The following is a 22,670-nucleotide window of genomic DNA, read 5'->3' on the forward strand; positions in this document are numbered from 1 at the left end:
AGACTTTCAGGCATATTGGACACGTTAAGGAGATCATGACATGGCACGTGTAAAACGCGGCGTTACCGCCCACGCCAAGCACAAGAAGACGCTGAAGGCAGCCAAGGGCTTCTACGGCCGTCGCAAGAACACCATCCGCGCTGCAAAGGCTGCGGTTGACCGTTCGAAGCAGTACGCTTACCGCGACCGCAAGGTCAACAAGCGCAACTTCCGCGCTCTCTGGATCCAGCGCATCAACGCTGCTGTCCGCGAATTCGGCCTGACCTACGGCCGCTTCATCGACGGCCTGAACAAGGCTGGCATCGAAGTCGACCGCAAGGTTCTGTCCGACATGGCTATCCATGAGCCGGCAGCGTTCGGCGCCCTCGTCGAAGCTTCCAAGAAGGCACTTGCCTACCTCAAGGAAGCCGGTACGACCAACGAGTTTGAAAGCGCTGTCCGTTAAGCCAGCGTTTTCCCAAAACCGTTCTTGAAATTTGTTGGGAAACCCGCGCTGGCAGGGCTGGCGCGGGTTTTTCTTATTCTGCGGGACGAAAGTGCACGACGATCGAAAGGGACCCTCCACGGTCCCGGAGCTGGACGACGAGGATATGACGGTTCTGCTGGCAGCGCTTGCCGCCGGCAGGGATCGCGTTGAACGTTGCGAGCTCAAGGATCGTTACGTCTGGATCAAGCGGTACCGGCGCACCGGCCTTCGCCTCGGCTGCCACATCCAGGGGCTTGCCGCCCGCGTCGGCGGGTTTGCAATGCTCCGACCTTCGCCGTTGCTCGATATCGAAGGGATGATCGAGCGCGAGGTTGGCCAGATCGCCGCTTTCTCCGCTGCCGGTTTCAGAACCCCGCAGATCGTTTATCGCGGACCGACTGTGCTGGTTCTCACGCATCTCGGCTTGCCGGTCAGCAAACACATGGGTCCCTTGCGCGACTGCGATCCGGAGGCCCACGACCAGTTTCTCGTGCGCTGCGCTGCCGAGCTGGGGCGCCTGCACGCCGCGGGCCTCTGCCACGGCCGGCCGCACCCGCGCGATTTCGCGATCGACGACGACGGGTTCGGCTTTCTCGATTTCGAGGAAGTGCCGGCGACGGTGATGCCGCTCGCAACCGCGCAGGCCCGCGACGTGTGGCTGTTGTTCCTGCAGGTGGCGAGCCGGGCAGCCTTGCCGCAGACCTCGGCGCGCGCCTTTGCCGCGTGGAAGGCCGCAGCGCCCGAGGACGCGGCAAGAGCGCTTGCCGACATCATGCCTTTCTTCATCCGTTTTCTGCCGATGGCGCGGCTGATGCTGCGCCTTCGCAACGGTAACGACCTTATCCGATTTATTGCCGCGACGACCTATCTTGCGACCGCGACGCAATCCTATCCTTGAAGACTAGAACCGAAACAAACCGAACCATTCCCGCATCGAGGCAGGACAGAATGAGCGAACTGGAAACACTGGAACGGACACTGCTGGCGGACATCGACGCCGCCTTGGACGAGGGATCGATCGAAGCGGTGCGCGTCAACGCGCTCGGCAAGAAGGGCTCGATCTCCGAACTCCTGAAGACGCTCGGCACCATGACGCCGGAAGAGCGCCAGACCCGCGGCGCGCAGATCAACGCGCTGAAGAACACGGTCGCCGAGGCGATCGCCGCCCGCAAGGCGGCGTTGAAGGACCAGGCGATCGCCGAGCGCCTGGCGCGCGAGACGGTCGACATCAGCCTGCCGCTGCGCTCATCGCCCGCCGAGCGGGGCCGCATTCACCCGATCAGCCAGATCGTCGACGAGATCACCGCGATCTTCGGCGACATGGGCTTCTCGATCGCCGAAGGGCCGGACATCGAAACCGACTACTACAATTTCACGGCGCTGAACTTCCCCGAGGGGCATCCGGCGCGCGAGATGCACGACACCTTCTTCTTCAATCCGGATGAAAAGGGTGAGCGCAAGGTGCTGCGCACGCACACCTCGCCGGTGCAGATCCGCACGATGGAAGCGCAAAAGCCGCCGATCCGCATCATCATCCCCGGCAAGACCTACCGGCAGGATTCCGACGCGACCCACTCGCCGATGTTCCACCAGGTCGAAGGCCTGGTGATCGACAAGGCGGCCAATGTCGCCAACATGCGCTGGGTGCTGGAAGAGTTCTGCAAGGCCTTCTTCGAGGTCGACCAGGTGACGATGCGCTTCCGCCCGTCGTTCTTCCCCTTCACCGAGCCGTCCTTCGAGGTCGATATCCAGTGCGACCGTTCCGGCCCGATCGTCAAGTTCGGCGAAGGCACCGACTGGATGGAGATCCTCGGCTGCGGCATGGTGCACCCGAACGTGCTGCGCTCCGGCGGGCTCGATCCGGACGAGTATCAGGGTTTTGCCTGGGGCATGGGCCTCGACCGCATCGCCATGCTGAAATACGGCATGCCGGACCTGCGTGACTTCTTCAACGCCGACGTGCGCTGGATGACGCACTACGGCTTCCGCCCGCTGGACATGCCGACCTTGTTCGGCGGCCTGTCGGCCTGATCGCGCGCAGCTGATCAGAGTGGATGCGCTCGCATTCGTTCGCGCTTCCACTCGTTCTTTTTATTTGCCGCATTTGTGCGACGTCAGGTGATGTCACCTGACTGCAAAATGCTCCTAGGACACAGGTGAAATCATGAAATTCACGCTTTCCTGGCTCAAGGACCACCTTGATACCGACGCTTCGCTGGAAGAGATCTGCGCCCGCCTGACGATGATCGGGCTCGAGGTCGAGGACGTCGACGACAAGGCCGCCTTCAAGCCCTTCGTCATTGCCAAGGTCGTCTCGGCCGAACAGCACCCGAACGCCGATAAGCTTCGCGTTCTGATGGTCGACACCGGCAACGGCGCCCCGATCCAGGTCGTCTGCGGCGCCCCGAACGCCCGCGCCGGCCTCGTCGGCGCCTTCGCAGCCCCTGGCACCTACGTGCCCGGCATCGACGTGACGCTTGCCGTCGGCACCATTCGCGGCGTCGAAAGCCGCGGCATGATGTGCTCGGAAAAGGAACTGCAGATCTCCGACGACCACAACGGCATCATCGACCTGCCTGACGATGCGCCCGTCGGTACGAGCTACGCCACCTATGCCGGCCTCGACGATCCGATGATCGAGATCAACCTGACGCCGAACCGGCCGGACTGCACCAGCGTCTACGGTATCGCCCGGGATCTCGCGGCCTCCGGCCTCGGCACGCTGAAGGCACGGAAGGCACCGTCGTTTGCGGTCGAAGGCGAAACCTCGACCAAGCTGACGCTCGATCTCGGCGAAGACGCGCATCTCTGCCCCGGCTTCTCGCTGCGGCTGGTGCGCGGCGTCAAGAACGGCCCGTCGCCGAAGTGGATGCAGCAGCGGCTGCTCGCCGTCGGGCTCCGCCCGATCAACGCGCTGGTGGATATCACCAACTACATGACCTTCGACCAGGGTCGGCCGATGCACGTCTTCGACGCCGCCAAGGTCAAGGGCAACCTGACGGTCCGCCGCGCCAAGGACGGCGAAACGGTGCTGGCGCTCGACCAGCGCGAATACAAGCTCGGCCCCAACAACGTCGTTATCGCCGACGAAAAGGCGATCGAATCGATCGGCGGCGTCATGGGCGGCGAGCATTCCGGCTGCGACGAGAACACCACCGACGTGCTGATCGAGTCGGCGCTCTGGGACCCGATGAACATCGCCAAGACCGGTCGCACGCTCGGTATCATCACCGACGCGCGCTACCGCTTCGAGCGTGGGGTCGACCCTGAATACATGGTGCCCGGCCTCGAGCGCACCACCGAACTGGTGCTCGAACTCTGCGGCGGTACGGCGGCCAAGGCCGAAGTGGTCGGTTACGCCGGCTACCAGCCGAAGATCGTCGATTTTCCGGTTTCCGAAGTGAAGCGGCTGACCGGCCTTGAGGTCTCTTCTGACGAGAGCATCTCGATCCTGAAGAAACTCGGCTTCGGCGTCGAAGGTTCGGGCGAGCGCTTCCAGGTCTCGGTACCCTCGTGGCGGCCCGATGTGGACGGCAAGGCCGACCTCGTCGAAGAGGTCATGCGCATCCATGGTGTCGACAACATCGTCGCATCGCCGCTGCCGAGCCATGGCACCGTCAACGGCAAGATCCTGACGACGCTGCAGATCCGCACCCGTCTTGCCAAACGTACGCTGGCAAGCCGCGGCATGCTGGAAGCGGTCACCTGGTCGTTCATTCCGGAAGATCAGGCAAAGCTCTTCGGTGGTGGCGCGCCGGCGCTGAAGCTCGCCAATCCGATCGCCGCCGACATGTCCGACATGCGCCCGTCGCTGCTGCCGGGCCTGCTCACGGCCGCCCAGCGCAACGCCGACAAGGGTTTTGGCGATGTCGCGTTGTTCGAGGTGTCGGGCACCTATGAAGGCGATACGCCGGACGCCCAGCGCCGTGTTGCCGGCGGCATCCGTCGTGGTACGGCTTCGCTCAACGGCGCCGGCCGCCTCTGGTCGAACGCCGCCAAGGGCGGCGGCAAGCCGGTTGACGTCTTCGATGCCAAGGCCGATGCGATCGCGGTGCTCGAAGCCTGCGGCGTGCCGATGGGCAATGTCCAGTTCGAGCCGGGCGGTCCCTCCTGGTACCACCCGGGTCGCTCCGGCACGATCAAGCTTGGTCCGAAGATCGTGCTCGGTACTTTCGGCGAGTTCCACCCGAAGACGCTGGAAGCGCTGGATGTCTCGGGCGCGCTTTGCGGCTTCGAGATCTATGTCGACGCCATGCCGGAACCGAAGAAGAAGGCGACCCGCACCAAGCCGGCGCTCGATCTCTCGCCGTTCCAGGCGGTCAAGCGCGACTTCGCCTTCGTCGTCGACAAGACGGTCGAGGCTGGCGCCATCCTGCGGGCGGCCTCCGGCGCCGACCGCAAACTGGTGACCGGCGTCAGCGTCTTTGACGTCTTCGAGGGCGCCTCGCTCGGCGAAGGCAAGAAGTCGATCGCCATCGAAGTCACCATCCAGCCGGTCGAGCGCACCCTGACCGACGAGGACTTCGAGGCGCTGACCGCCAAGATCGTCGCCAACGTGACGAAGACCACGGGCGGCGTGCTGCGCGCCTGACACCCGCCCGCATCGGATCAGAACCAAAAAGGGCCGCTGCATCGCAGCGGCCCTTTCGTTTGCGGTCATTCCATCCGCTGCATCAGTTCGATGCGGTTGCCGAAGGGGTCGCTGACGTAACATCTGCGGTATCCGGCAAGCGCTTCGTCATGGGTGATCGCGATGCCGCCGGCTTCGAGCCTCAGGACCATCCGGTCGAGATCATCGACCAGCAAGGCCGGATGGGCCTTGCGGGCGGCGACGAAGTCGACGTCGATACCAAGGTGCAGGCGCACGTCTCCCTGCTCGAACCAGCAGCCGCCACGGGCAAGCAGTGTGTCCGGCTTGGCGATTTCCTGAAACCCCAGCAATCCGCCGTAAAAGCCGCGCGCGGCATCTTCGCCACCTGCGGGCATCGCGAGCTGCACATGGTCGATGGCGATCAGCCGGCCGGTTGCTGGCGGACGATGCTGAGGTTCGGTCATCCGGCGTGCAGATGGTAGATCTTGTTGACGATCAACCAGCGGCCGTCGATTTTCACCAGCGACAGATAGTCGGTGAAGCGCTCGCCGGCGAAGCTGTCGACCACCTTCACGTTCGCAGCATCGCCGGTGATGTCGATCGTCTGGACGTCCATTTCCGGCTGGGTGCCGGGTGGCGAGGCGCCGGTGTCGAGGATCGCCTTGATGAAGCCGTCGCGCGTCATCCATTCAAGCGCGCCGTTGTAATTGCCGATGATCGCCGCGTCGTGGTGGAAGGCCTTGCGCAATGCCCCCTCGTTGGCAAAGGCCATGCCGTCCACATAGAGGTGAACCACTGCGCTGATCGCCTGTTCGTCGGACATTCCCCGCACCTCCCCAGTTGTTGCTCGCAAGGAGAGGTAGCGCGCCCGCCGGGAAATTCGAATCTCTCCGCCCGATCGAGCGGAGAGATTTTTGGCTCAGCGGTTCGTCAGCGCCAGCGAAGCGTCGCTGTAGCGCTTGCCGGAGACCAGGGACGGAGAGAGCGCGTCGGAGAGCAGTCCGGCTTCCTCTGATGTCAGCTTGATGTCCGCCGCGGCCGCATTCTGTTCCAGATGGTCGAGCTTGCGCGCGCCTGGGATCGGCACGATGAAGTCGTACTGATGGATCACCCAGGCAAGCGCCAGCTGGGCTGCGGTCACGCCTTTCGCGCGCGCCAGCCCTTCAAGCGTTTCGACGAGGCGCACATTGGCGTCGAAGTTCTCCGCCTGGAAACGCGGCAGCGACCGGCGGAAGTCGTCGGCCGAAAGCTCGTCAGCCTTGCGAATGGCGCCGGTCAGCATGCCGCGCCCAAGCGGGCTGTAGGGCACAAAGCCGATGCCGAGTTCCTTGCAGGTGGCGAGCACGTCTTCCTCAGGATCGCGCGACCACAGCGAGTATTCGCTCTGGACCGCGGCGATCGGGTGAACCCTGTGGGCGCGGCGAATGGTGGCGGCACTGGCTTCCGACAGGCCGAGCGCGCGCACCTTGCCTTCACGCACCAGCTCCGCCATCGCGCCCACCGTGTCCTCGATCGGTACGTCAGGGTCGACACGGTGCTGGTAGTAAAGGTCGATGACATCGGTGCCGAGGCGCTTCAACGAGGCTTCCGCCACCGCCTTGGCGTGTTCCGGTCGCCCGTCAACGCCCCTGATCGCCTGCGCCGCCGGAACGCCCGGCTCGATGCGAAAACCGAACTTCGTCGCGATCGTCACCTTGTCGCGCACCGGGGCGAGCGCCCTGCCGACGAGCTTTTCGTTCTCGAAGGGGCCATAGACCTCGGCGGTATCAAAAAACGTGATGCCGAGCTCGACGGCGCGGTGAAGGGTGCGGGTGGATTCGGCCTCGTCGCTGGCGCCATAGGCGAAGCTCATGCCCATGCAGCCAAGGCCGATGGTGGAGACGGTCAGGTCATTCCCGAGTTTGCGGGTCTTCATGTCGTTTCCTTTCGGGGTGTTCCGCATCAGAACCGCGCGCTGGGAGAGCGCGTCCATTCGTCTGACACGTGAAGTGACGGCAGGAGACCATCGATGCACCTGCTGACGGCGAGGGATGGCTCCTTCAGTGCTGTGCTATCGCAGACGAACGCCTCGTCTTATCCTGCGTGAGCAACGATTGAAGAATAGAGCGGACCGCGGCGACTGAAAATCACTGTCAATTCTCACGGGCTGTTCTATTGTTTCGATCAATGAACCGAACACAGCTTTCCCAACTCGCAGTGCTGGCGGCCGTCGCCGCCCATGGCAGCTTTCGTGCCGCCGCGCGTGAACTGGGCGTGGCGCCGTCGGCGATCAGCCACGCGGTCGGCGCGCTCGAGGCGAGCCTCGGGATAAGGCTTCTGGCGCGAACCACCCGCAGCGTGGCGCCGACGGAAGAGGGCAGCCGGCTCCTCGACCGGCTGGCGCCGGCGCTCGACGAAATCGCCCATGCGCTGGAAGCCACCGCCGACGCGCGGGAGCGACCGGCCGGCAACCTGCGCATCACCGCGCCGCGCTTTGCCGCCGACCTCATTCTTGCGCCCCGGCTCGGCGCCTTTCTCGACCTTTATCCGGATATCGTGCTCGAAATCGCCAATGAGGACGGCTTCACCGATATCGTCGAACAGAGATACGACGCCGGCATCCGGCTCGGTGAAAGTCTCGAGGCCGACATGATCGCCGTCAGGGTCGGCCCGGATCTCGAAAGCGCCGTCGTCGCTTCGCCGGGCTATTTCGAGCGCCATGGCCGGCCGCAGCATCCACGCGATCTGGCGCAGCATCGCTGCATCCGGCGACGGTTTTCCAACGGCGCGCTCTATCGCTGGGAGTTCGAGAAGGATGGCGCGGAGCTGACCGTATCGGTCGAGGGGCCGCTGATCCTGGGCGAGGATCGCCCGATCATCAAAGCGGCGATCGGCGGGGCGGGTCTCGCCTATCTGTTCCTGTCGCGCGTCGAGACCTCGATCGCCGAAGCACGGCTGGAGCGGGTCATGGCGGACTGGTGCGCCCCCTATGCCGGTCCCTATCTCTATTATCCGAGCCGCAGGCAGATGCGGCCGGCGTTGCGCGCCTTCATCGATTTCTTTCGCCACAGCGGCTAGCAGGTCGCGATATCGGGTGGCGGCTCGCGGCATGTCTGGACATGGTCGCCTTGACGGACAAAACGATGCATCGGAAGGCAGGAGACGATGAAAAGACCCGGTTCGATGAGAGGCCTCGAGGATCTCGGGCGCACACGGCTGTCGCGAAATTTCTTCCTTCGCGATTTCCTGCATTCCGAGATTGCCGATTTCTATCGCATCCCGAACATTCCCGACGATCCCGATCTGGCGATCGAGGCCGGGAGGCACCTTTGCGAAGAGCTGCTCGAGCCGCTGGAGGCGACCTTCGGCCGTCTCGTGATCCGCTCGGGCTACCGCAACCGCGCGGTCAACGGCTTCGGCAATGCCAATGGCCTCAATTGTTCGACCAACGCCGCCTCAGCCGCAGACCACATTTGGGACATGCGCGACGCCGATGGATGCATCGGCGCCAGCGCCTGCATCGTCATCCCCTGGGCATGGGATCGCCGCGGCGAAATCGGCGGCTGGCAGTCGATCGCCTGGTGGATCCACGACCATCTGCCCTATGCGTCGCTGTGTTTTTTCCCAAAACTGTGGGCCTTCAACATCCAATGGCACGAGCGCCCCGCCCGGCGGATATCAAGCTTCATTCAGCCGCGTGGTCTCCTCACGAAAGCCGGCATGGCGAACCAGGCCGGCAGCCACGCCGAGGCCTATGCCGGGTTCCCGGACTTCAGGACCGTGCCGAAGTTGACCTTGTAGCGCACGTGCTCGTCGGTGCCGGAATAGTGGTCGTAGAGCCGCCGTGCCGTGTGATTGTCGCCCTCGGTGTACCAGTAGAGCCGGTCCCAGTCCTTGTCCCGGCAGAGCGCAATCAGGTCGTCGATCATCGCGCGCGCCACGCCCCGGCCACGCGCCGCCGGATCGACATAGAGATCCTCGATGTAGCAGATCGGCCGCCGGAAGAAGGTGGCCAGCTGCTCCTGGCAGACGGAGAAGCCGACCGCCTGTCCATCAAGGATCGCCAGCCGGGCAAAGAGCGGGGCTGAGGGATCGATCAGCCGGTTCCAGGTGAGGTCGATGATATCCTCGGCAAGCTCGGTGCCGGAAAAGGCGACATAACCGGACCACAGCTGGCGCCAGGCCGCCTCGTCGCCGCTTTCCGCCGCACGTATCGTCAATGTCATAATGCTGGTCTGCTCCCGTCGTGCTCAGACATCGTTGAGTTGTCGGATCGCTTCGCTGGACAACTCAAGCTCGGTGGAGCGAATGAGGCTTTGCAGTTGCGCGAGGCTGGTGGCGCTGGCGATCGGCGCGGTGACACCCTTGCGGGTCCGCACCCAGGCAAGCGCGATTTCTGCCTGGGTTGCGCCGGTCTCGGCCGAAATGGCGTCGAGCACGCCGAGAATGCGCATGCCGCGGCCATCGAGATACTTCTCGACGCCGCTGCCGCGCGTCGAGCCTTCAAGATCCTTGTGCGTCCGGTATTTTCCGGAGAGGAAACCGCGCGCCAGGCCGAAATAGGTGATGACGCCGATCTCCTCGGAGATGCAGAGATCCCGCAACGGTCCTTCGAAACTGTCGCGGTCGTAGAGATTGTATTCCGGCTGCAGGACGGCGTAGCGCGGTAGGCCGAGGTTCGCCGACACGTCGAGCGCTTCGCGCAGCTGCAGTGAATTGAGGTTGGAGGCGCCGATCGCGCGGATCTTGCCTTCCGACAGCAACTGGTCATAGGCCGAAAGCGTCTCCTCGTAGGGCGTCTCCGGATCCGGCCAGTGCGAGAGGTAGAGGTCGATGTAGTCGGTCTGCAGGCGTTTCAGGGAATCTTCGACTGCCTGCACGATCCAGCGGCGCGACAGGCCTTTGCGGTCCGGTCCGAGTTCGGAGCCGACCTTGGTGATGATGACGGCCTTGTCCCGTGAGCGACCAGACTGTTTCAGCCATTTGCCGATGATCGTTTCGGATTCACCGCCCTGATTGCCGGGAGCCCAGGAGGAGTAGACGTCGGCCGTGTCGACGGCATTGAAACCGGCGTCAAAAAAGGCGTCGAGCAGCGCGAAAGAGGTCTTTTCGTCGGCGGTCCAGCCGAAGACGTTGCCGCCGAAGACCAGGGGTGCGATGTTCAAGTTGGTGCGGCCAAGTCTCAGTTTTTCCATGGTTTCGCTCCATTGGACTGGATAAGGGCATTGAAGTCACGGGAGGTTTGTCTGGGAAAGATAGGGCAGAAAAGCTGACATTGTCACCCGCCTTGCGGCATTTTTCTGCATCCGGTCCATCCCCACCGATCCCATGCCTCCGGCTTGCTAGGTACGTACCTCGGCGCTAGTCTCTGTCACCAAATCAGGGGAGCATCACCATGTTACGTTTCGGAATTCTGTCGACGGCCAGGATCGGCCGCGACCTCGTCGTGCCGGCCATTCAGGATGCAGAAAACTGTGTCGTGTCTGCCGTCGCCAGCCGCGACTTCGACAGGGCGCGGGCCATGGCCGATCGCTTTTCGGTGCCGCACGCCTTCGGATCCTACGAGGAGATGCTGGCATCGGACACGATCGACGCGGTCTACATTCCCCTGCCGACGTCCCAGCACATCGAGTGGTCGGTCAAGGCGGCCAATGCCGGCAAGCATGTGCTGTGCGAAAAGCCGATCGCGCTGCGCGCCTCGGAGATCGATACGCTGCTGGCGGCGCGCGACCGCAACGGCGTGCTGATCGCCGAGGCCTTCATGGTCACCTACAGCCCCGTCTGGCGCAAGGTGCGCTCGCTCATCGCCGAGGGCGCGATTGGCCGGCTGCGCCACGTCCAGGGCGCCTTCACCTATTTCAACCGCGATCCCAACAACATGCGCAACATTCCGGCGCTGGGTGGCGGTGGGCTGCCGGATATCGGCGTCTATCCGACGATCACCACGCGCTTCGTCACGGCCAGGGAGCCGCTGCGCGTGCAGGCAAGCACCGACCGCGATCCGGAGTTCGGCACCGACATCTATTCGAGCGTACGGGCGGACTTCGGCGATTTCGAGCTCAGCTTCTACATCTCCACCCAGCTCGCTGCGCGCCAGGTCATGGTGTTTCACGGCGACAAGGGTTTCATCGAGGTCAAGTCGCCCTTCAACGCCGACCGCTACGGTCGCGAAGAAGTGGAACTGACCAACCAGAACCACGGCCAGTCCCAGCTCTTCCGCTTCCAGGATGCGCGCCAGTACAAGCTCCAGGCGGAGGCCTTCGCACGGGCCGCCAAGGGCGAGCCGGAGGAAGTGGTGACGCTCGAAAACTCGCGTCTCAATCAGAAATTCATTGACGCCATCTATCGCGCCAGCGCCAAGGACGGCTGGGAAACGATCTGACTGCACGGGACAAAGGGCCCGCCGGTTTACCGGCGGGCCCTTTGTGATGCGCCAATGCCTGCGGTCGCCGTCAGGCGATCGCCGCCCGTTCCCGGGTAAGGCCACGCAGCTTGTAGACCAGGAAATCGGTCACGGTGATCAGGCCGATGACGATGAAGCCGATGCCGTAGACCGAGAGCGACGGGTAGACCGCGACAAGCAAGGCGAGGCTTGCCGCCAGCCAGAGCACGTCGCCAGCTATGCTGACGCGGGCCGCTGTCGCCACCGGGCCGCCGTTGCGGGCCGCGGAGAGGTGGAAGATCCCCCAGAAGACGAGGCCGACGCCAAGCAGCTTCAGCAGCGCCGGTGTCGCCGCCGGGCCGAACAGCGAAGCAAGCGGTGCCGCGGCAAGGATCAGCACGGCGCCGACGGCGAGCGAGTAGACGCCGTCGGCAAGGAAGGTCTTGTTGAGCAGGCTGCGGTTCGAAAAGTTCATGGTCGGCTCCATCCGTTTGTCGATGGCCGGAGAGTGCCGGGACGGTGTCATCAAACCAATTACCTCTGAGGTAATGGATTTTACGCCGCGCGCACGCCACTCTCCGGCAAAACGGAGAATCACGATCCATGCAGTTTGGCGAACACCTGAAGGAATGGCGTGGACATCGCCGCATGAGCCAGCTCGACCTTGCCGTCGCTGCCGGCATTTCCGCGCGGCACCTGTCGTTTCTGGAAACCGGGCGATCGAAACCGTCGGAAGGCATGATCCTGAGACTGGCCTCGGTACTGGACATTCCGGCGCGGGACCAGGGCACGCTGTTTTCGGCAGCCGGCTATCGGCCGCGCATGGCGACACGTTCCGCCGCGGGGCTGGACGCCATGCCGCCTGCCGTCGCCAACGCCATCAGGCTCATTCTGGCGCGCCACGACCCCTATCCCGGACTGGTGCTCGACCACGAATACACGCTGCTCGTCGTCAATCCGGCGCTTGCGAACCTGGCCGTCGCCGCCGACGTGCCGTTTCAACCGGGCGAGAATTTCCTTGATGTGTTCCTTGGCAACGAGAACGTTCGTCGGCTGGTTCTCAACTGGGAAGCGGCCGCTGCCGATCTCGTCCAGCGCGTGCGCACCGAGGCCTGGCTGCAGGGTCCGCGCAGCCGCCTCGGCAAGCGCCTGGAAAAGGCCGCGTCCAATCCGGCCGTCTTGCGCGCCGCTGAGAACCACCCGGACACGGATCGTTTGCCGGTCCTGCCGATCGACCTCGACATCGACGGCCTGCGGCTGAGCTTCATCACCACGCTTCAGACGTTCGGCTCGACCCAGGATGCGCTCGTCGAAGGCGTGCTGATTGAATCCTTTTTTCCGGCCGATGAGCAGACCAGGGCGTTCTTCGAGCGGAAGGGATAGATGCTATCGGCGGTGGCGCTGAAGGCCGAAGGCGATGGCGCCGCACAGCGCCAGCGCCATGCCCATGTTGTAGGCGCCGATCGCCGCCGTCACCTGAATCCAGTCGCCGCTCCAACCGGCAAGCGCCATCAGAACCGCGCCGATCAGCAGGCAGGCGCGCACCGATCTGAGGCCGCAGGCGGCAAGGCCGAGTAGGAAGGACGCGGTGACAATCATGGGGACCTTGATACCGGCTATCACTTAAAAGTTGATGATGATCATGCCGCCGATGATCAGCGCGGCGCCGAAGGCGTAGGGCAGTGTCACGGCCTCGCCGAGGAAAAGGGCGGCAAACAGCGGCACGATGCAAAACGTCAGCGCCATGAACGAGCAGGCGATCGTCCGGGGCACCGGTTTGATCGTGGAGATCCAGATGATCGTGCCGATGCCGCAGACGGCGAGGGCGATGATCAGCGTTGGGCTCAGAGCAAGCGCAAGCAGCCCCTGCGCACTGGCCTCGGGCAGGAGCCGGCGCTCCTGTCGCCGCTTCCGGTTCCAGGGGTTCCTCCATCCGGCTCTACGCGCTGAAACCCTGAAAGCCGTCGCCGTGGACAGCTGGATTGCACGGGATGTGCTGGCCTTCGGCGAAGGGTGCGGTAAAAGGAGCCATGGCTTCTTTTTTCGACAGCGATTCTCCGAGCAACCTCACCGAGTATTCGGTCAGCGAGCTTTCGGGCTCGATCAAGCGAACGGTCGAGCAGGCCTTCGACCAGGTGCGCGTGCGCGGCGAGATCTCCGGCTATCGGGGCCCACATTCCTCGGGCCACGCCTATTTCGCTCTCAAGGACGACCGCGCGCGCATCGACGCGGTGATCTGGAAGGGCACCTTCTCGCGCCTGCGCTTCCGCCCCGAGGAGGGCATGGAAGTGATCGCGACCGGCAAGGTCACCACCTTCCCGGGGTCGTCAAAATACCAGATCGTCATTGAATCCATGGAGCCGGCCGGCGCCGGCGCGCTGATGGCGCTGCTCGAAGAGCGCAAGCGCAAGCTCGCCGCCGAGGGGCTGTTCGATGCCGGCCGCAAGCGGCCGTTGCCCTACATGCCCAAGGTTATCGGCGTCGTCACCTCGCCAACCGGAGCCGTCATCCGCGATATCCTGCACCGGATTGCCGATCGGTTCCCGGTGCATGTCGTCGTCTGGCCAGTGCGGGTGCAGGGCGACGGTTCGGGCGACGAGGTGGCGGCGGCGATCCGCGGCTTCAACGCCATCGAGCCCGGTGGGCCGATCGCCCGCCCGGACGTTCTGATCGTCGCACGCGGCGGCGGCAGCCTGGAGGATCTGTGGGGCTTCAACGACGAGGCGGTCGTTCGCGCCGCAGCGGCGTCCGAGATCCCGCTGATTTCCGCTGTCGGGCATGAGACCGACTGGACCCTGATCGACTATGCCGCCGACCAGCGGGCGCCGACGCCGACCGGCGCCGCCGAGATGGCGGTGCCGGTCAAGGCCGATCTCGACGCGGGTATCTCCGGGCTCTCGGCACGCCTCAAGGCGGCGGTTGGGCGGCAGATGGACAACCGTCGTCAAGCGGTGCGTTCGCTGGCGCGCGCGCTTCCGTCGCTCGACCAGTTGCTGGCACTCCCGCGCCGCCGCTTCGACGAGGCCGCCGTTGGTCTTGGGCGCGGTCTCACGATGAACACCGCCAACAAGCGCCGGCAGTTCGAACGCGTTTCGGCGAACCTGCGCGCGGATCTCCTCAAGGGCAAGCTTTCCGAGCGACGTCAGCGCCTTGCCGATGCCATCAACAAGGCCGAGCGCATCGTCGAGCGCCAGGTGCATCGCGGCGAGGCCCGGGTCCAGGCGGCTGATGCCGCTCTGCGCGCGCTGCCCTCGCGCCTCATCGGCCAGATCCATCGCGCCGCCGATCGCGTCGGTGGCCTTGCCGCCCGGTCGGATGTGGCCGTGCGCGCCGACGTCAGGCGTCTGCGCAGCGTCATCGTGGCGCAGGACCGCATCCTGCAGTCGCTCTCCTATCGCAACGTCCTGCAGCGCGGCTTTGCCCTGGTCCGGGATGCCGAGGGCGGTCCGGTACGGCAAGCGGCGTCGGTCTCGGCTGGCATGGACCTGATTCTGGAATTCGCCGATGGTCGCGTTTCGGCGATTGCGGGCGAAGCCGAGGGCGAGCCTGCCGTTCCGCCGACGGTTGCGCGCAAGAAGCCGGCGGCAGTCAAGTCTTCGGAGCCGACAAGCGGCGATCCGCCGAAACAGGGCAGCCTGTTCTAGTCTCCTTCTGTTCCTGTTTGGGGAAACCATGCGTATTCTGCTCGTGCTTGCCCATCCGCTTGAAGACAGTTTTGCCGCAAGCGTTGCCCGTGAGGCCAAGGCCGCACTGGAAGCGAGCGGACATACGATCGATCTGCTCGATCTCTACCGCGAGAATTTCGACCCACGGCTGAGCGTCGCCGAGCGAGACAGCTATTTTACCGATAGCTATGATCGATCGGACGCGGCCGACTGGATCGCGCGCTTGCAGGCGGCCGATGGCCTCGTGCTCGTCTTTCCGCAGTGGTGGTTCAATTTCCCGGCGATCCTCAAAGGTTTCTTCGATCGCGTCTTTGCCCCAGGCGTCGCCTTCGACAACGACCCGTCCGGCGGCCGCATCATCCCGCGGCTCAACAACATCAAGCTGTTCTGGGCCCTGACGACGACCGGTTCGCCCTGGTGGGTGGTTCACCTCTATATGGGCAATCCGGTGAAACGGCTGCTGAAGCGCGGCATCGCCGCCTTCTGCGCCAAGGGCCTGAACTTCCGCATGCTTTCGCTGCACGACATGGATCGGGCAACCGACGCCAAACGCAAGGCGCATCTGGAGCGTGTCCGCCGGCTTGCCTCCAGTCTGTGATCGCGGCTATTCGAACGCCGCGAGATATTTGCGCAGCAGTGCGTTGAGCACCAGGCGTTCCTCGGGCGAGAGCTTGGAAACGACGCGATGCTGGTTTGCCACATGCGCGGTCGCTGCCTCGTCGACGCGACGCAGACCCTCTTTCGTGAGCGCGATGATCACGCTGCGGCGATCCTCGGGATTGGCGATCCGTTCGACGAGTCCCGCCTTTTCCAGCTGGTCGATGCGGTTGGTCATGGTGCCGGAGCTGACCATGGTCGTATCCAGCAGTTCGTTGGGCGACAACCGGTAGGGCGGACCGGAACGGCGCAGCGTGGCGAGCACGTCGAAGCTCGACGCATTCAACCCGCGTTCGGAAAACGACTTCTCGATTTCCCGGGCGATATGCGTCGAAACCCGCGAAAGGCGACCGAGCAGGCCCATGGCCGAAACATCGAGGTCCGGCCGCTCCCGGTTCCATTGGGCCAAAATCCTGTCGACGCGATCCATCCAAGCCTCCATCATTTTTCTCAGCATAGAGTATCTTGACGTAGAGATAAACTGTGATAGCTTCAATTTATCTTGATGTAGAGATTCTTGAGGTAAAGATATGAACTCGAACCGCACCGTCGATCTCGCATTGACCGCACTCGCTCCGGCCATCTGGGGCAGCACCTATCTCGTCACCACCGAGTTCCTGCCGTCGGGCTACCCGCTGACCGTCGCCATGCTGCGCGCGCTGCCGGCGGGACTGCTGCTGCTCCTCATCGTCCGGCGCTTGCCGGAAGGCATCTGGTGGCCACGTACCTTCATCCTTGGAGCGCTGAACTTCTCGTTCTTCTGGGCCATGCTGTTCGTCTCGGCCTACAGGTTGCCGGGTGGTGTCGCAGCGACGGTCGGTGCCGTCCAGCCATTGATCGTCATCCTGCTGTCGCGGGTCTTTCTCGGTTCGCCGATCCGCGCGCTCAGCGTGGTTGCGGGCCTTGCCGGTATCGTCGGCGTCGGCCTGCTGGTGCTGACCCCCGGCGCGACACTGGATCCGCTCGGGATCATGGCGGGCCTTGCCGGTGCCGTCTCGATGGCCTTCGGCACGGTGCTCAGCCGGCACTGGGCGCCGCCGGTGCCGCCGCTGACCTTCACCGCCTGGCAGCTCGCGGCGGGCGGGTTGCTGCTCGTGCCGGTGGCGCTGTTCTTCGAACCGTCGTTCCCGGCGCTGTCGGCGACAAACGTGCTCAGCCTTGCCTATCTCGGCCTGATCGGCGCTGCCTTCACCTATCTGCTCTGGTTCCGCGGCCTGTCGCGGCTGGAACCCTCCGCCGTCTCGCCGCTCGGTTTCTTGAGCCCGGTCGTCGCCATCCTGCTTGGCTGGGGCGTGCTCGGCGAGCAACTGACGCCAATCCAGGCACTGGGCATTCTCGTCGTCTTCGCCAGCGTCTGGTTCAGCCAGCGTGCGCAACAGGCGCCCAAGGCAAGTCCCGTCCGCGCCTGAGGTGGGACTTGCAACCGCAGGGGCGGCCCGTCACATTGCCGGCTACCGCAACTGCAGGAAGCGCTGCCGCCCATGACCGAGCACCTGACGCCGGCGCAGTATTCCGATCTCCTCCGCTTTGCGCGGCGCCAGACCCGCCGCGCCGCCGAAGCGGAGGATTTGCTGCATGAGGCGCTGGTCGTCGCGCTGAAGGCAGGGCGGTTCCCGACGGGCGAGGACCGCGCCTGGTTCTGCGGCGTCATTCGCAAGCTGGCGGCGATGCAGGCGCGCACCGCCGCGCGGCGCCTTCGCCGCGAGCGTCAGTCGAGCCTCCCGGCAGCGGAAACTGGTGCGGGTTCGAACGATCCGCTCGCCTTTGCCGCGACTTTGGCACCCGCTCCCAGGATCGTGATGCTGCTTGCTGTCGCCGGGCACAACCGGCCGGAGATTCGTCATCTCCTCAGGATTTCCGACGAGGCGCTGCGCCAGCGCATTCTGCAGCTGCGGCGGGCCTGGCGCGACGCCGGCAACAGCGAGAGCAATCTGGAACTGGTCGGGCTGCGCTTTCCGCTCGAAAGCGGCCGTATCCGCCAGGCGCTCCTGCCCATGACGCGTAGCCGCAAGGCGGCATTCGCCAGCCACGATCCGGACGGTCATCTCTTTGCGGTCAGTTTTTCGTCTCGCCCGCCTCACAAAACCGCGACCGGCGGCAACAAGCCGGCGTAACCAACGGAAAAGGGAGCAAGCAATGCTGTCGAAACCGCGTATCGGAGCCGTCTGCTACTACATATCGGACCTCGATCGGACGGAGGTCTTCTATCGGGATGTGCTGGGACTTGAGGTGCAGCGCATGGATGACGACGACGCCGGAGCCTGGCTGATGGCGAAGATAGAAGACGAGGTCGAACTGGTCTTCTTCGTCGTGGAAAGCAAACCCGGCAATTCACCCATCATCGTGTTCGATCTCGCCGAGGGCGGCATCGACGACGTGGTCGCCGGTCTCGCTGAGAAGGGCACCACTATCGTCACCCCGGTGAGCCATGCGCCCGGCGGCTGGTCGGCGGAATTCGCCGATCCGGACGGGCACGTCCTGTCGCTCTACCAGTCGGCTCAGGTCCCGCGACTGAAACGCGCCGCCCACGGCTGACGGGTGCCACAGAAAAGGCCGCCGCGTGTGCTGCGGCGGCCGAAAGCCCTCTCAATAAATGCTCCTGACGATCGGCCCGGATCAGGCCCACTCGCCCTTGCGCATGACCGGCACGCGGCTGCCGTCGGCGCGCACGCCGTCGATGTCCACCTGGCCTGAACCGATCATCCAGTCGATATGGATCAGGCTCGAATTGCCGCCTTGCGCGCGGATCTGCTCCGGCGTCAGCTTGGTGTCGTCGATGAAGCATCCGGAATAGCACTGGCCGAGCGCGATGTGGCAGGAGGCGTTTTCGTCAAACAGCGTGTTGTAGAACAGCACGCCGCTCGCCGAGATCGGCGAGGAATGCGGCACCAGCGCCACTTCGCCGAGCCGGCGCGCGCCCTCGTCGGTGTCGAGCACCTTGTTCAGCACCTCCTCGCCGCGCGAGGCCTTCGCCTCGACGATCCTGCCACCCTCGAAGCGCACCTGGATATTGTCGATCAGCGTGCCCTGGTGGGACAGCGGCTTGGTCGAGGAGACATGGCCCTCGACGCGCAGCGCGTGTGGGGTCGTGAACACTTCCTCGGTCGGGATGTTCGGATTGCAGGTCACACCGTTCTTGGCTTCCGACGCACCACCGCACCAGAGATGCCCATCGGCGAGGCCCACAGTCAGGTCGGTGCCAGGACCCGTGAAGTGCAGGGCGGAAAAACGCTCGCCGTTCAGCCACGCCGAACGCCGCGCGAGATTGGCATTGTGCTCCTTCCAGGCGGCGACCGGATCGGCGACATCGACGCGCGAGGCGGCGAAGATGGCGTTGGCCAGCTTCTCGACCGCAACGTCCTCCGGGTCATTCGGGAAGACCAGCTTCGCCCAGGACGGGTTCGGGTAGGAAACGATGTTCCAGTTGATGTCGAAGTTGGAGATCTTTTCGAGCGCGGGCTTGTAGGCGATCGAGTTCGCCTTGTTGGCGCGGGCGACCTTGGCCGGATCCTGCGCCGACAGCATCATCGGGTTGTCGCCGGAGATCGCCAGCCGCGCTGCACCCCCGGCAAAGGCTTCTGCCATGCCCTTGAACAGCCAGTCGCTCGCCCGGTCGAAGCTCTCGTCAGGCGCATAGGCATAGCGCGAAAGCGTCGTATCTTCGTCCGAATAGAGCGTCGTGACCAGCCCGGCGCCCGCCTTGTAGGCGTGCTTGGTGATCAGTCGCACCAGCGGCATCGCCGCGACCGGCGCGGTCATCACCAGGTCCTGGCCGCGCTGCAGCTGCAGGCCGACCTGGATTGCGACTTCCGCAAGCTTGTCGAGTTTCACCGGATCGATGGGATTAGGCGTGTTGGCGGGATAGGTCATGATGTGCCTGTCGTTTGAATTCGAAAGAACAAGATTTAGGGCGCTTTGCGGCGAAAATGAAGGCCGATCGCCTGAGGCTTTGCAATCAGCGCGCGCCGAGTGCGGCGCGCACCCGCTCGACATTGCTCTGGTGCACGGCTTCATAGGGCGCGAAATAGAGGATCGCTCCCGCGGCGATCTCATCGGCGACGAAATCCTTCAGCGTGCCGATCTCGGCACCGGCCGCGATCGCTTCGATCAGTCTTTCGATATAGCGCCGGTTGGCATCGATCAGGTCCGGCCCGTAGCCGCCGGCGGCAATGCGTTCGCGGTCGCCATGGGCAGGCAGGATCTTGGCGATCGGCCATTGCCGCAGGCGCGTCAGTTCGGCGATGTGCGTCGCTGTCTGGTCGGCCTCGCTGATATAGGTGGTCGTGTCCTCGAGCGTGTCGCCCGCAAGCAGCAGTCGCTCTTCCGGCAGCCAGATCACATTGCCATCGGCGCTGTGGATGGCGAAGTGATGCAATTCAACGAGCCGCTTGCCGACGCTGAGTGTGAGCGATTTCGCAAACAGGCGGTTGGGTATGACAAGCGGATGGATCGGCGGCGTCGCCGTTTCGATCTTTTCGCGGTTTTCGTCGAGCTTCTCCGCGGTCAGCTGAAGCGCGACGATCTCGCAATCGGCAAAGACCGCGTTTCCGGCGATGTGATCCTTGTGCCAGTGGCTGAGCACGACCCGGATGGCTGTCACGCCGAGATCTTCGAGATGCCTGCGGATTGCGCGGGCATGGTCGAGCGAGATATGCGTGTCGTAGACCAGCGCTTCGCCGCCATCGACGATGGCATAGGAGGCGACGCCGAGCTCATAGGCGCCGTCGTCAAGCCAGTTGGGCGCTGGCGAGTGAAGCCGCGCCCCGGCGACACGCCCGTCGTAATAGGCGTAGACGCCGGGACAGGGTTCCAGAATCGTCAGGGTCGAGGTCATGTCCGTCACGATGCGCTCCTCCAGAACGGGTTTGGCACCGTCATAGGGCAGCGCGCGACAGAAATGAAGGTCGCCCGACGCGGTCCGTCGCTTCAGGCGCGGCCAGCCCGCAGGAGATAGGCGTCGTGCTCCCGAAGGAAAGCCATTAGCCGATCGCCGTAATCCGCGGTGACCGCAGCCTTGACGCTCGGCCGTTGTGCGAGCGCCTCTCGCCAGTGGCCGACCCGGTCCAGACCGTCGAAGATGCGGTGGTCGGCAAGTGTGTCGAAAAGATCGAAGTAGCGGAAGATCGGCGCGAAGACCGCGTCGACGAGGGAAAAACGGGCACCGGCAAAATACGGACCGTCACCGAGCGCCGCCTCGACGGTCGCAAACTTGCCGGCAATTGCCTGGCGCTTCTGCTCGAAGGTTTCTGCGTCCTTGGCGGTTTCAAAGCCCCAGAGATCCGAAAGGATCGACGAGCCGAACTCCATCCAGCCGCGATGGCGTGCCCGCTCCAGCGCATCCGCTGGGTGAAGCTTCGCGCCGTCCTGGGAGTCCTCGACATATTCGGCAATGACGGAGCTTTCGAAAAGCACGGTTTCGCCTGTCTCGGCCGGGACCTGCAAAAGCGGCACCTTGCCGAGTGGCGAGATTTTCAGGAACCAGTCCGGTTTGGCATTGAGGTCGATATTGGTTCGCTCAAAGCGGACGCCCTTTTCGTCGAGCGCGATCGACGCGCGCTGCACATAGGGGCAAAGATGGTGGCTGACGAGGGTAAGCGTGGCGGTCATAACAGTCTCCCGGTTAAAGTAGATGCATCTGCATGTATGTGGGCTTGCCTTGGTTTTCAAGATGGATGTAATTGCATCTATGAGCGATGACGAAAGAAATGCCGCCGGCCGACCGAGGCCGGAAACAACGGGTGCCTGGATCGGGCTGATGCGGGCGCGCGAAAGCGTGCTGGCCCGGATCGAGGCCGACTTCAAGGCCGCGAGCCTGCCGCCGCTTGGCTGGTACGACGTGCTGTGGGAGCTCGTGCAGGCGGACGAGGGCCGGCTGCGGCCCTTCGAGATCGAGGCGCGCACGCTGCTTGCCCAGTACAATCTCTCGCGATTGATCGATCGTCTGGTCAAGGAAGGGCTGGTCCGCCGCGAGGCTGTTGGTGCCGATGGGCGCGGGCAATGGGTGGTGGTCACGGAGACGGGCCGGGCGATGCGCGAGCGCATGTGGCGGACCTATGGGCCGTCGATCGAAGCGCATGTCGGTGCGCGGTTGAGCGAAGCGGAGGCAAAGCAGCTCGCGGCGCTGCTGGCGAAGCTGCGGTAGAGAACGGCAATTCAGAGAGAGCGGAACGCCGGTCGATCCAATGCATGACCGCCCCTCTCCTCGGGCTTAACCCGAGGACTAGCCCTCTCCCCGCGTGCGGGGAGAAGGTGGCCGGCAGGCCGGATGAGGGGCGACGCTAATCTTTGACTTTGGCCGCTCAGCTATCCAACCCGAAGGACTTCTCCAGCGCTTCCCAGGTCTCGTCCATGGCGAAGGTGCCTGAGATATAGGGCAGGGCCAGATGGCCGTAGAGCGGCGAAAGCTGCCATTCGGCCGTCTCCTCGTCGACGCCAGCGATCTGCTGCAGGTAGATCGTCGAGACGAGGCCGGTGCGGTCGGCGCCGGCGCGGCAATGGATCAGCAGCGGTTTCGGCGCGTCCCTGAGGATCGCCATCAACGCGTCGGTTTCCTTGCGGTCGATGGTCGCCGAGGCAGACATCGGGAAGTTGATAAGCGTGATGCCATTCTTTGCGGCGGCCCCGACTTCGTCCTGGTACCAGCGCTCATCCTTTTTCTCGCCGCGCAGATTGAGAATGGTGCGGATGCCATAGGCCTTGGAATAGGCCGAAATCGCCTCGGGACCCGGCTGGGCCGAGCGATAGACCTCGCCGGCGACGAGCGTGTGGAAATTGCCGGTCCACTGCAAGCCGACAAGATAGACGGCGAGGCCGGCGCCAAGCGCAGCGGTTACGACGGCGAGGCGTTTCACGAGACGCTTCGCACGCGGAATTCTTGCTGATGTCATGAAACAACCCCGAAACCGATCCCTGGCGGGCGCACGCGATCCC

27 protein-coding genes are annotated in these 22,670 nt (G+C 64.2%); 14 read left to right on the plus strand and 13 right to left on the minus strand.

The genetic code is table 11. The annotated features are described in order from the left end of the window. Positions 1-40 precede the first annotated feature (40 nt). The 4 genes from rplT to pheT all read left to right on the plus strand — a co-directional run bounded on the left by rplT (position 41) and on the right by pheT (position 5,057). The gene (gene rplT, locus VGO12_RS20745; protein WP_275022268.1) at positions 41-445 is read left to right on the plus strand and encodes a 50S ribosomal protein L20; all 405 of its coding nucleotides are present in this window, start codon (positions 41-43) and stop codon (positions 443-445) included. Between the two features lie 145 nt (positions 446-590). Next, entirely contained in the window at positions 591-1,364 is a 774-nt protein-coding gene (locus tag VGO12_RS20750; RefSeq protein WP_327514645.1) for a serine/threonine protein phosphatase, read from the plus strand. 50 nt (positions 1,365-1,414) lie between these two features. Continuing rightward, positions 1,415-2,497, plus strand: a complete 1,083-nt coding sequence (gene pheS / locus VGO12_RS20755; RefSeq protein ID WP_327514646.1) for a phenylalanine--tRNA ligase subunit alpha — start codon at positions 1,415-1,417, stop codon at positions 2,495-2,497. Positions 2,498-2,630: 133 nt separating this feature from the next. Continuing rightward, on the plus strand, positions 2,631-5,057 hold the full coding sequence (gene pheT / locus VGO12_RS20760) for a phenylalanine--tRNA ligase subunit beta (protein ID WP_327514647.1): 2,427 nt from the start codon (positions 2,631-2,633) through the stop codon (positions 5,055-5,057). 65 nt (positions 5,058-5,122) lie between these two features. Here pheT and VGO12_RS20765 read toward each other — a convergent pair whose 3' ends face one another. The 3 genes from VGO12_RS20765 to VGO12_RS20775 form a co-directional block, all read right to left on the minus strand. Further along, complete coding sequence (locus tag VGO12_RS20765) at positions 5,123-5,521, minus strand: VOC family protein (protein WP_327514648.1); 399 nt, start codon at positions 5,519-5,521, stop codon at positions 5,123-5,125. Continuing rightward, the gene (locus VGO12_RS20770; protein ID WP_327514649.1) at positions 5,518-5,880 is read right to left on the minus strand and encodes a nuclear transport factor 2 family protein; all 363 of its coding nucleotides are present in this window, start codon (positions 5,878-5,880) and stop codon (positions 5,518-5,520) included. Before VGO12_RS20770 ends, VGO12_RS20765 begins: the two co-directional genes overlap by 4 nt. 96 nt (positions 5,881-5,976) lie before the next feature. After that, positions 5,977-6,972, minus strand: coding sequence for an aldo/keto reductase (locus VGO12_RS20775; RefSeq protein WP_327514650.1), 996 nt, complete (start codon positions 6,970-6,972; stop codon positions 5,977-5,979). 251 nt (positions 6,973-7,223) lie between these two features. Here VGO12_RS20775 and VGO12_RS20780 point away from each other — a divergent pair, with 251 nt between their 5' ends. Both VGO12_RS20780 and VGO12_RS20785 read left to right on the plus strand, forming a co-directional pair. After that, positions 7,224-8,114, plus strand: a complete 891-nt coding sequence (locus tag VGO12_RS20780; protein WP_327514651.1) for a LysR family transcriptional regulator — start codon at positions 7,224-7,226, stop codon at positions 8,112-8,114. 87 nt (positions 8,115-8,201) lie between these two features. Further along, positions 8,202-8,837: a hypothetical protein gene (locus VGO12_RS20785; protein ID WP_327514652.1), complete on the plus strand. Its 636-nt coding sequence runs from the start codon at positions 8,202-8,204 to the stop codon at positions 8,835-8,837. On the opposite strand, the gene VGO12_RS20790 is transcribed toward VGO12_RS20785, so the two are convergent. Together VGO12_RS20790 and VGO12_RS20795 are read right to left on the minus strand one after the other, a co-directional pair. Then, the gene (locus VGO12_RS20790; RefSeq protein WP_327514653.1) at positions 8,789-9,262 is read right to left on the minus strand and encodes a GNAT family N-acetyltransferase; all 474 of its coding nucleotides are present in this window, start codon (positions 9,260-9,262) and stop codon (positions 8,789-8,791) included. The two genes, VGO12_RS20785 and VGO12_RS20790, sit on opposite strands and share 49 nt — an antisense overlap. A gap of 24 nt (positions 9,263-9,286) precedes the next feature. Further along, positions 9,287-10,231 (minus strand): aldo/keto reductase, encoded by a 945-nt coding sequence (locus VGO12_RS20795; RefSeq protein WP_327514654.1) that lies wholly within the window; start codon positions 10,229-10,231, stop codon positions 9,287-9,289. 200 nt (positions 10,232-10,431) lie between these two features. Between VGO12_RS20795 and VGO12_RS20800 the strand changes: the two genes are divergently transcribed. Then, positions 10,432-11,418: a Gfo/Idh/MocA family oxidoreductase gene (locus VGO12_RS20800; protein ID WP_327514655.1), complete on the plus strand. Its 987-nt coding sequence runs from the start codon at positions 10,432-10,434 to the stop codon at positions 11,416-11,418. A gap of 70 nt (positions 11,419-11,488) precedes the next feature. On the opposite strand, the gene VGO12_RS20805 is transcribed toward VGO12_RS20800, so the two are convergent. After that, the gene (locus VGO12_RS20805) at positions 11,489-11,893 is read right to left on the minus strand and encodes a hypothetical protein (RefSeq protein WP_327514656.1); all 405 of its coding nucleotides are present in this window, start codon (positions 11,891-11,893) and stop codon (positions 11,489-11,491) included. Between the two features lie 128 nt (positions 11,894-12,021). On the opposite strand from VGO12_RS20805, the gene VGO12_RS20810 reads away from it, so the two are divergent. After that, entirely contained in the window at positions 12,022-12,801 is a 780-nt protein-coding gene (locus VGO12_RS20810) for a helix-turn-helix domain-containing protein (protein ID WP_327514657.1), read from the plus strand. A gap of 3 nt (positions 12,802-12,804) precedes the next feature. On the opposite strand, the gene VGO12_RS20815 is transcribed toward VGO12_RS20810, so the two are convergent. Further along, positions 12,805-13,017, minus strand: a complete 213-nt coding sequence (locus tag VGO12_RS20815) for a hypothetical protein (protein WP_327514658.1) — start codon at positions 13,015-13,017, stop codon at positions 12,805-12,807. A 24-nt stretch (positions 13,018-13,041) separates the two neighbouring features. Continuing rightward, entirely contained in the window at positions 13,042-13,191 is a 150-nt protein-coding gene (locus VGO12_RS20820; RefSeq protein WP_327514659.1) for a hypothetical protein, read from the minus strand. 257 nt (positions 13,192-13,448) lie between these two features. Here VGO12_RS20820 and xseA point away from each other — a divergent pair, with 257 nt between their 5' ends. Together xseA and VGO12_RS20830 are read left to right on the plus strand one after the other, a co-directional pair. Beyond that, positions 13,449-15,062: an exodeoxyribonuclease VII large subunit gene (gene xseA, locus VGO12_RS20825; RefSeq protein ID WP_327514660.1), complete on the plus strand. Its 1,614-nt coding sequence runs from the start codon at positions 13,449-13,451 to the stop codon at positions 15,060-15,062. Between the two features lie 28 nt (positions 15,063-15,090). After that, positions 15,091-15,681 carry an NAD(P)H-dependent oxidoreductase gene (locus tag VGO12_RS20830; RefSeq protein ID WP_327514661.1) on the plus strand — a complete coding sequence of 197 codons (591 nt, stop codon included), beginning with the start codon at positions 15,091-15,093 and terminating at the stop codon, positions 15,679-15,681. Between the two features lie 6 nt (positions 15,682-15,687). On the opposite strand, the gene VGO12_RS20835 is transcribed toward VGO12_RS20830, so the two are convergent. Beyond that, positions 15,688-16,182 carry a MarR family transcriptional regulator gene (locus VGO12_RS20835; RefSeq protein ID WP_327514694.1) on the minus strand — a complete coding sequence of 165 codons (495 nt, stop codon included), beginning with the start codon at positions 16,180-16,182 and terminating at the stop codon, positions 15,688-15,690. 88 nt (positions 16,183-16,270) lie between these two features. Here VGO12_RS20835 and VGO12_RS20840 point away from each other — a divergent pair, with 88 nt between their 5' ends. From VGO12_RS20840 to VGO12_RS20850, 3 genes are all read left to right on the plus strand, one after another. Next, complete coding sequence (locus VGO12_RS20840; RefSeq protein ID WP_327514662.1) at positions 16,271-17,149, plus strand: EamA family transporter; 879 nt, start codon at positions 16,271-16,273, stop codon at positions 17,147-17,149. 72 nt (positions 17,150-17,221) lie between these two features. Then, entirely contained in the window at positions 17,222-17,854 is a 633-nt protein-coding gene (locus VGO12_RS20845; RefSeq protein WP_327514663.1) for an RNA polymerase sigma factor, read from the plus strand. Between the two features lie 22 nt (positions 17,855-17,876). Further along, positions 17,877-18,275, plus strand: a complete 399-nt coding sequence (locus VGO12_RS20850; RefSeq protein ID WP_327514664.1) for a VOC family protein — start codon at positions 17,877-17,879, stop codon at positions 18,273-18,275. 81 nt (positions 18,276-18,356) lie between these two features. On the opposite strand, the gene VGO12_RS20855 is transcribed toward VGO12_RS20850, so the two are convergent. The 3 genes from VGO12_RS20855 to VGO12_RS20865 form a co-directional block, all read right to left on the minus strand. After that, complete coding sequence (locus tag VGO12_RS20855) at positions 18,357-19,610, minus strand: aminopeptidase (protein WP_327514665.1); 1,254 nt, start codon at positions 19,608-19,610, stop codon at positions 18,357-18,359. 85 nt (positions 19,611-19,695) lie between these two features. Further along, positions 19,696-20,574, minus strand: coding sequence for an MBL fold metallo-hydrolase (locus VGO12_RS20860; protein WP_327514695.1), 879 nt, complete (start codon positions 20,572-20,574; stop codon positions 19,696-19,698). Between the two features lie 92 nt (positions 20,575-20,666). Next, positions 20,667-21,347, minus strand: coding sequence for a glutathione S-transferase family protein (locus tag VGO12_RS20865; protein WP_327514666.1), 681 nt, complete (start codon positions 21,345-21,347; stop codon positions 20,667-20,669). A 79-nt stretch (positions 21,348-21,426) separates the two neighbouring features. Here VGO12_RS20865 and VGO12_RS20870 point away from each other — a divergent pair, with 79 nt between their 5' ends. Further along, positions 21,427-21,882 carry a MarR family winged helix-turn-helix transcriptional regulator gene (locus VGO12_RS20870; protein WP_327514667.1) on the plus strand — a complete coding sequence of 152 codons (456 nt, stop codon included), beginning with the start codon at positions 21,427-21,429 and terminating at the stop codon, positions 21,880-21,882. 157 nt (positions 21,883-22,039) lie between these two features. On the opposite strand, the gene VGO12_RS20875 is transcribed toward VGO12_RS20870, so the two are convergent. Beyond that, entirely contained in the window at positions 22,040-22,627 is a 588-nt protein-coding gene (locus VGO12_RS20875; RefSeq protein WP_327514668.1) for a dual specificity protein phosphatase family protein, read from the minus strand. Positions 22,628-22,670 lie beyond the last annotated feature (43 nt).

Origin of the sequence: Ensifer sp., assembly GCF_035999135.1 — a bacterium.
In the GTDB taxonomy this organism is placed as follows: domain Bacteria; phylum Pseudomonadota; class Alphaproteobacteria; order Rhizobiales; family Rhizobiaceae; genus Ensifer.

Excerpts from the sequence above, each read along its gene's own strand:
- VGO12_RS20800 (WP_327514655.1), top strand. The coding sequence starts at position 10,432 with ATGTTACGTTTCGGAATTCTGTCGACGGCCAGGATCGGCCGCGACCTC.
- pheS (WP_327514646.1), top strand. The coding sequence starts at position 1,415 with ATGAGCGAACTGGAAACACTGGAACGGACACTGCTGGCGGACATCGAC.
- VGO12_RS20835 (WP_327514694.1), bottom strand. The coding sequence starts at position 16,182 with ATGGAGGCTTGGATGGATCGCGTCGACAGGATTTTGGCCCAATGGAAC.
- rplT (WP_275022268.1), top strand. The coding sequence starts at position 41 with ATGGCACGTGTAAAACGCGGCGTTACCGCCCACGCCAAGCACAAGAAG.
- VGO12_RS20875 (WP_327514668.1), bottom strand. The coding sequence starts at position 22,627 with ATGACATCAGCAAGAATTCCGCGTGCGAAGCGTCTCGTGAAACGCCTC.
- VGO12_RS20840 (WP_327514662.1), top strand. The coding sequence starts at position 16,271 with ATGAACTCGAACCGCACCGTCGATCTCGCATTGACCGCACTCGCTCCG.
- VGO12_RS20810 (WP_327514657.1), top strand. The coding sequence starts at position 12,022 with ATGCAGTTTGGCGAACACCTGAAGGAATGGCGTGGACATCGCCGCATG.
- VGO12_RS20750 (WP_327514645.1), top strand. The coding sequence starts at position 591 with ATGACGGTTCTGCTGGCAGCGCTTGCCGCCGGCAGGGATCGCGTTGAA.
- VGO12_RS20870 (WP_327514667.1), top strand. The coding sequence starts at position 21,427 with ATGAGCGATGACGAAAGAAATGCCGCCGGCCGACCGAGGCCGGAAACA.
- pheT (WP_327514647.1), top strand. The coding sequence starts at position 2,631 with ATGAAATTCACGCTTTCCTGGCTCAAGGACCACCTTGATACCGACGCT.
- VGO12_RS20855 (WP_327514665.1), bottom strand. The coding sequence starts at position 19,610 with ATGACCTATCCCGCCAACACGCCTAATCCCATCGATCCGGTGAAACTC.
- VGO12_RS20815 (WP_327514658.1), bottom strand. The coding sequence starts at position 13,017 with ATGATTGTCACCGCGTCCTTCCTACTCGGCCTTGCCGCCTGCGGCCTC.
- VGO12_RS20790 (WP_327514653.1), bottom strand. The coding sequence starts at position 9,262 with ATGACATTGACGATACGTGCGGCGGAAAGCGGCGACGAGGCGGCCTGG.
- VGO12_RS20850 (WP_327514664.1), top strand. The coding sequence starts at position 17,877 with ATGCTGTCGAAACCGCGTATCGGAGCCGTCTGCTACTACATATCGGAC.
- VGO12_RS20805 (WP_327514656.1), bottom strand. The coding sequence starts at position 11,893 with ATGAACTTTTCGAACCGCAGCCTGCTCAACAAGACCTTCCTTGCCGAC.
- VGO12_RS20795 (WP_327514654.1), bottom strand. The coding sequence starts at position 10,231 with ATGGAAAAACTGAGACTTGGCCGCACCAACTTGAACATCGCACCCCTG.
- VGO12_RS20860 (WP_327514695.1), bottom strand. The coding sequence starts at position 20,574 with ATGACCTCGACCCTGACGATTCTGGAACCCTGTCCCGGCGTCTACGCC.
- VGO12_RS20765 (WP_327514648.1), bottom strand. The coding sequence starts at position 5,521 with ATGACCGAACCTCAGCATCGTCCGCCAGCAACCGGCCGGCTGATCGCC.
- VGO12_RS20785 (WP_327514652.1), top strand. The coding sequence starts at position 8,202 with ATGAAAAGACCCGGTTCGATGAGAGGCCTCGAGGATCTCGGGCGCACA.
- VGO12_RS20865 (WP_327514666.1), bottom strand. The coding sequence starts at position 21,347 with ATGACCGCCACGCTTACCCTCGTCAGCCACCATCTTTGCCCCTATGTG.
- VGO12_RS20780 (WP_327514651.1), top strand. The coding sequence starts at position 7,224 with ATGAACCGAACACAGCTTTCCCAACTCGCAGTGCTGGCGGCCGTCGCC.
- VGO12_RS20775 (WP_327514650.1), bottom strand. The coding sequence starts at position 6,972 with ATGAAGACCCGCAAACTCGGGAATGACCTGACCGTCTCCACCATCGGC.
- VGO12_RS20845 (WP_327514663.1), top strand. The coding sequence starts at position 17,222 with ATGACCGAGCACCTGACGCCGGCGCAGTATTCCGATCTCCTCCGCTTT.
- VGO12_RS20830 (WP_327514661.1), top strand. The coding sequence starts at position 15,091 with ATGCGTATTCTGCTCGTGCTTGCCCATCCGCTTGAAGACAGTTTTGCC.
- xseA (WP_327514660.1), top strand. The coding sequence starts at position 13,449 with ATGGCTTCTTTTTTCGACAGCGATTCTCCGAGCAACCTCACCGAGTAT.
- VGO12_RS20770 (WP_327514649.1), bottom strand. The coding sequence starts at position 5,880 with ATGTCCGACGAACAGGCGATCAGCGCAGTGGTTCACCTCTATGTGGAC.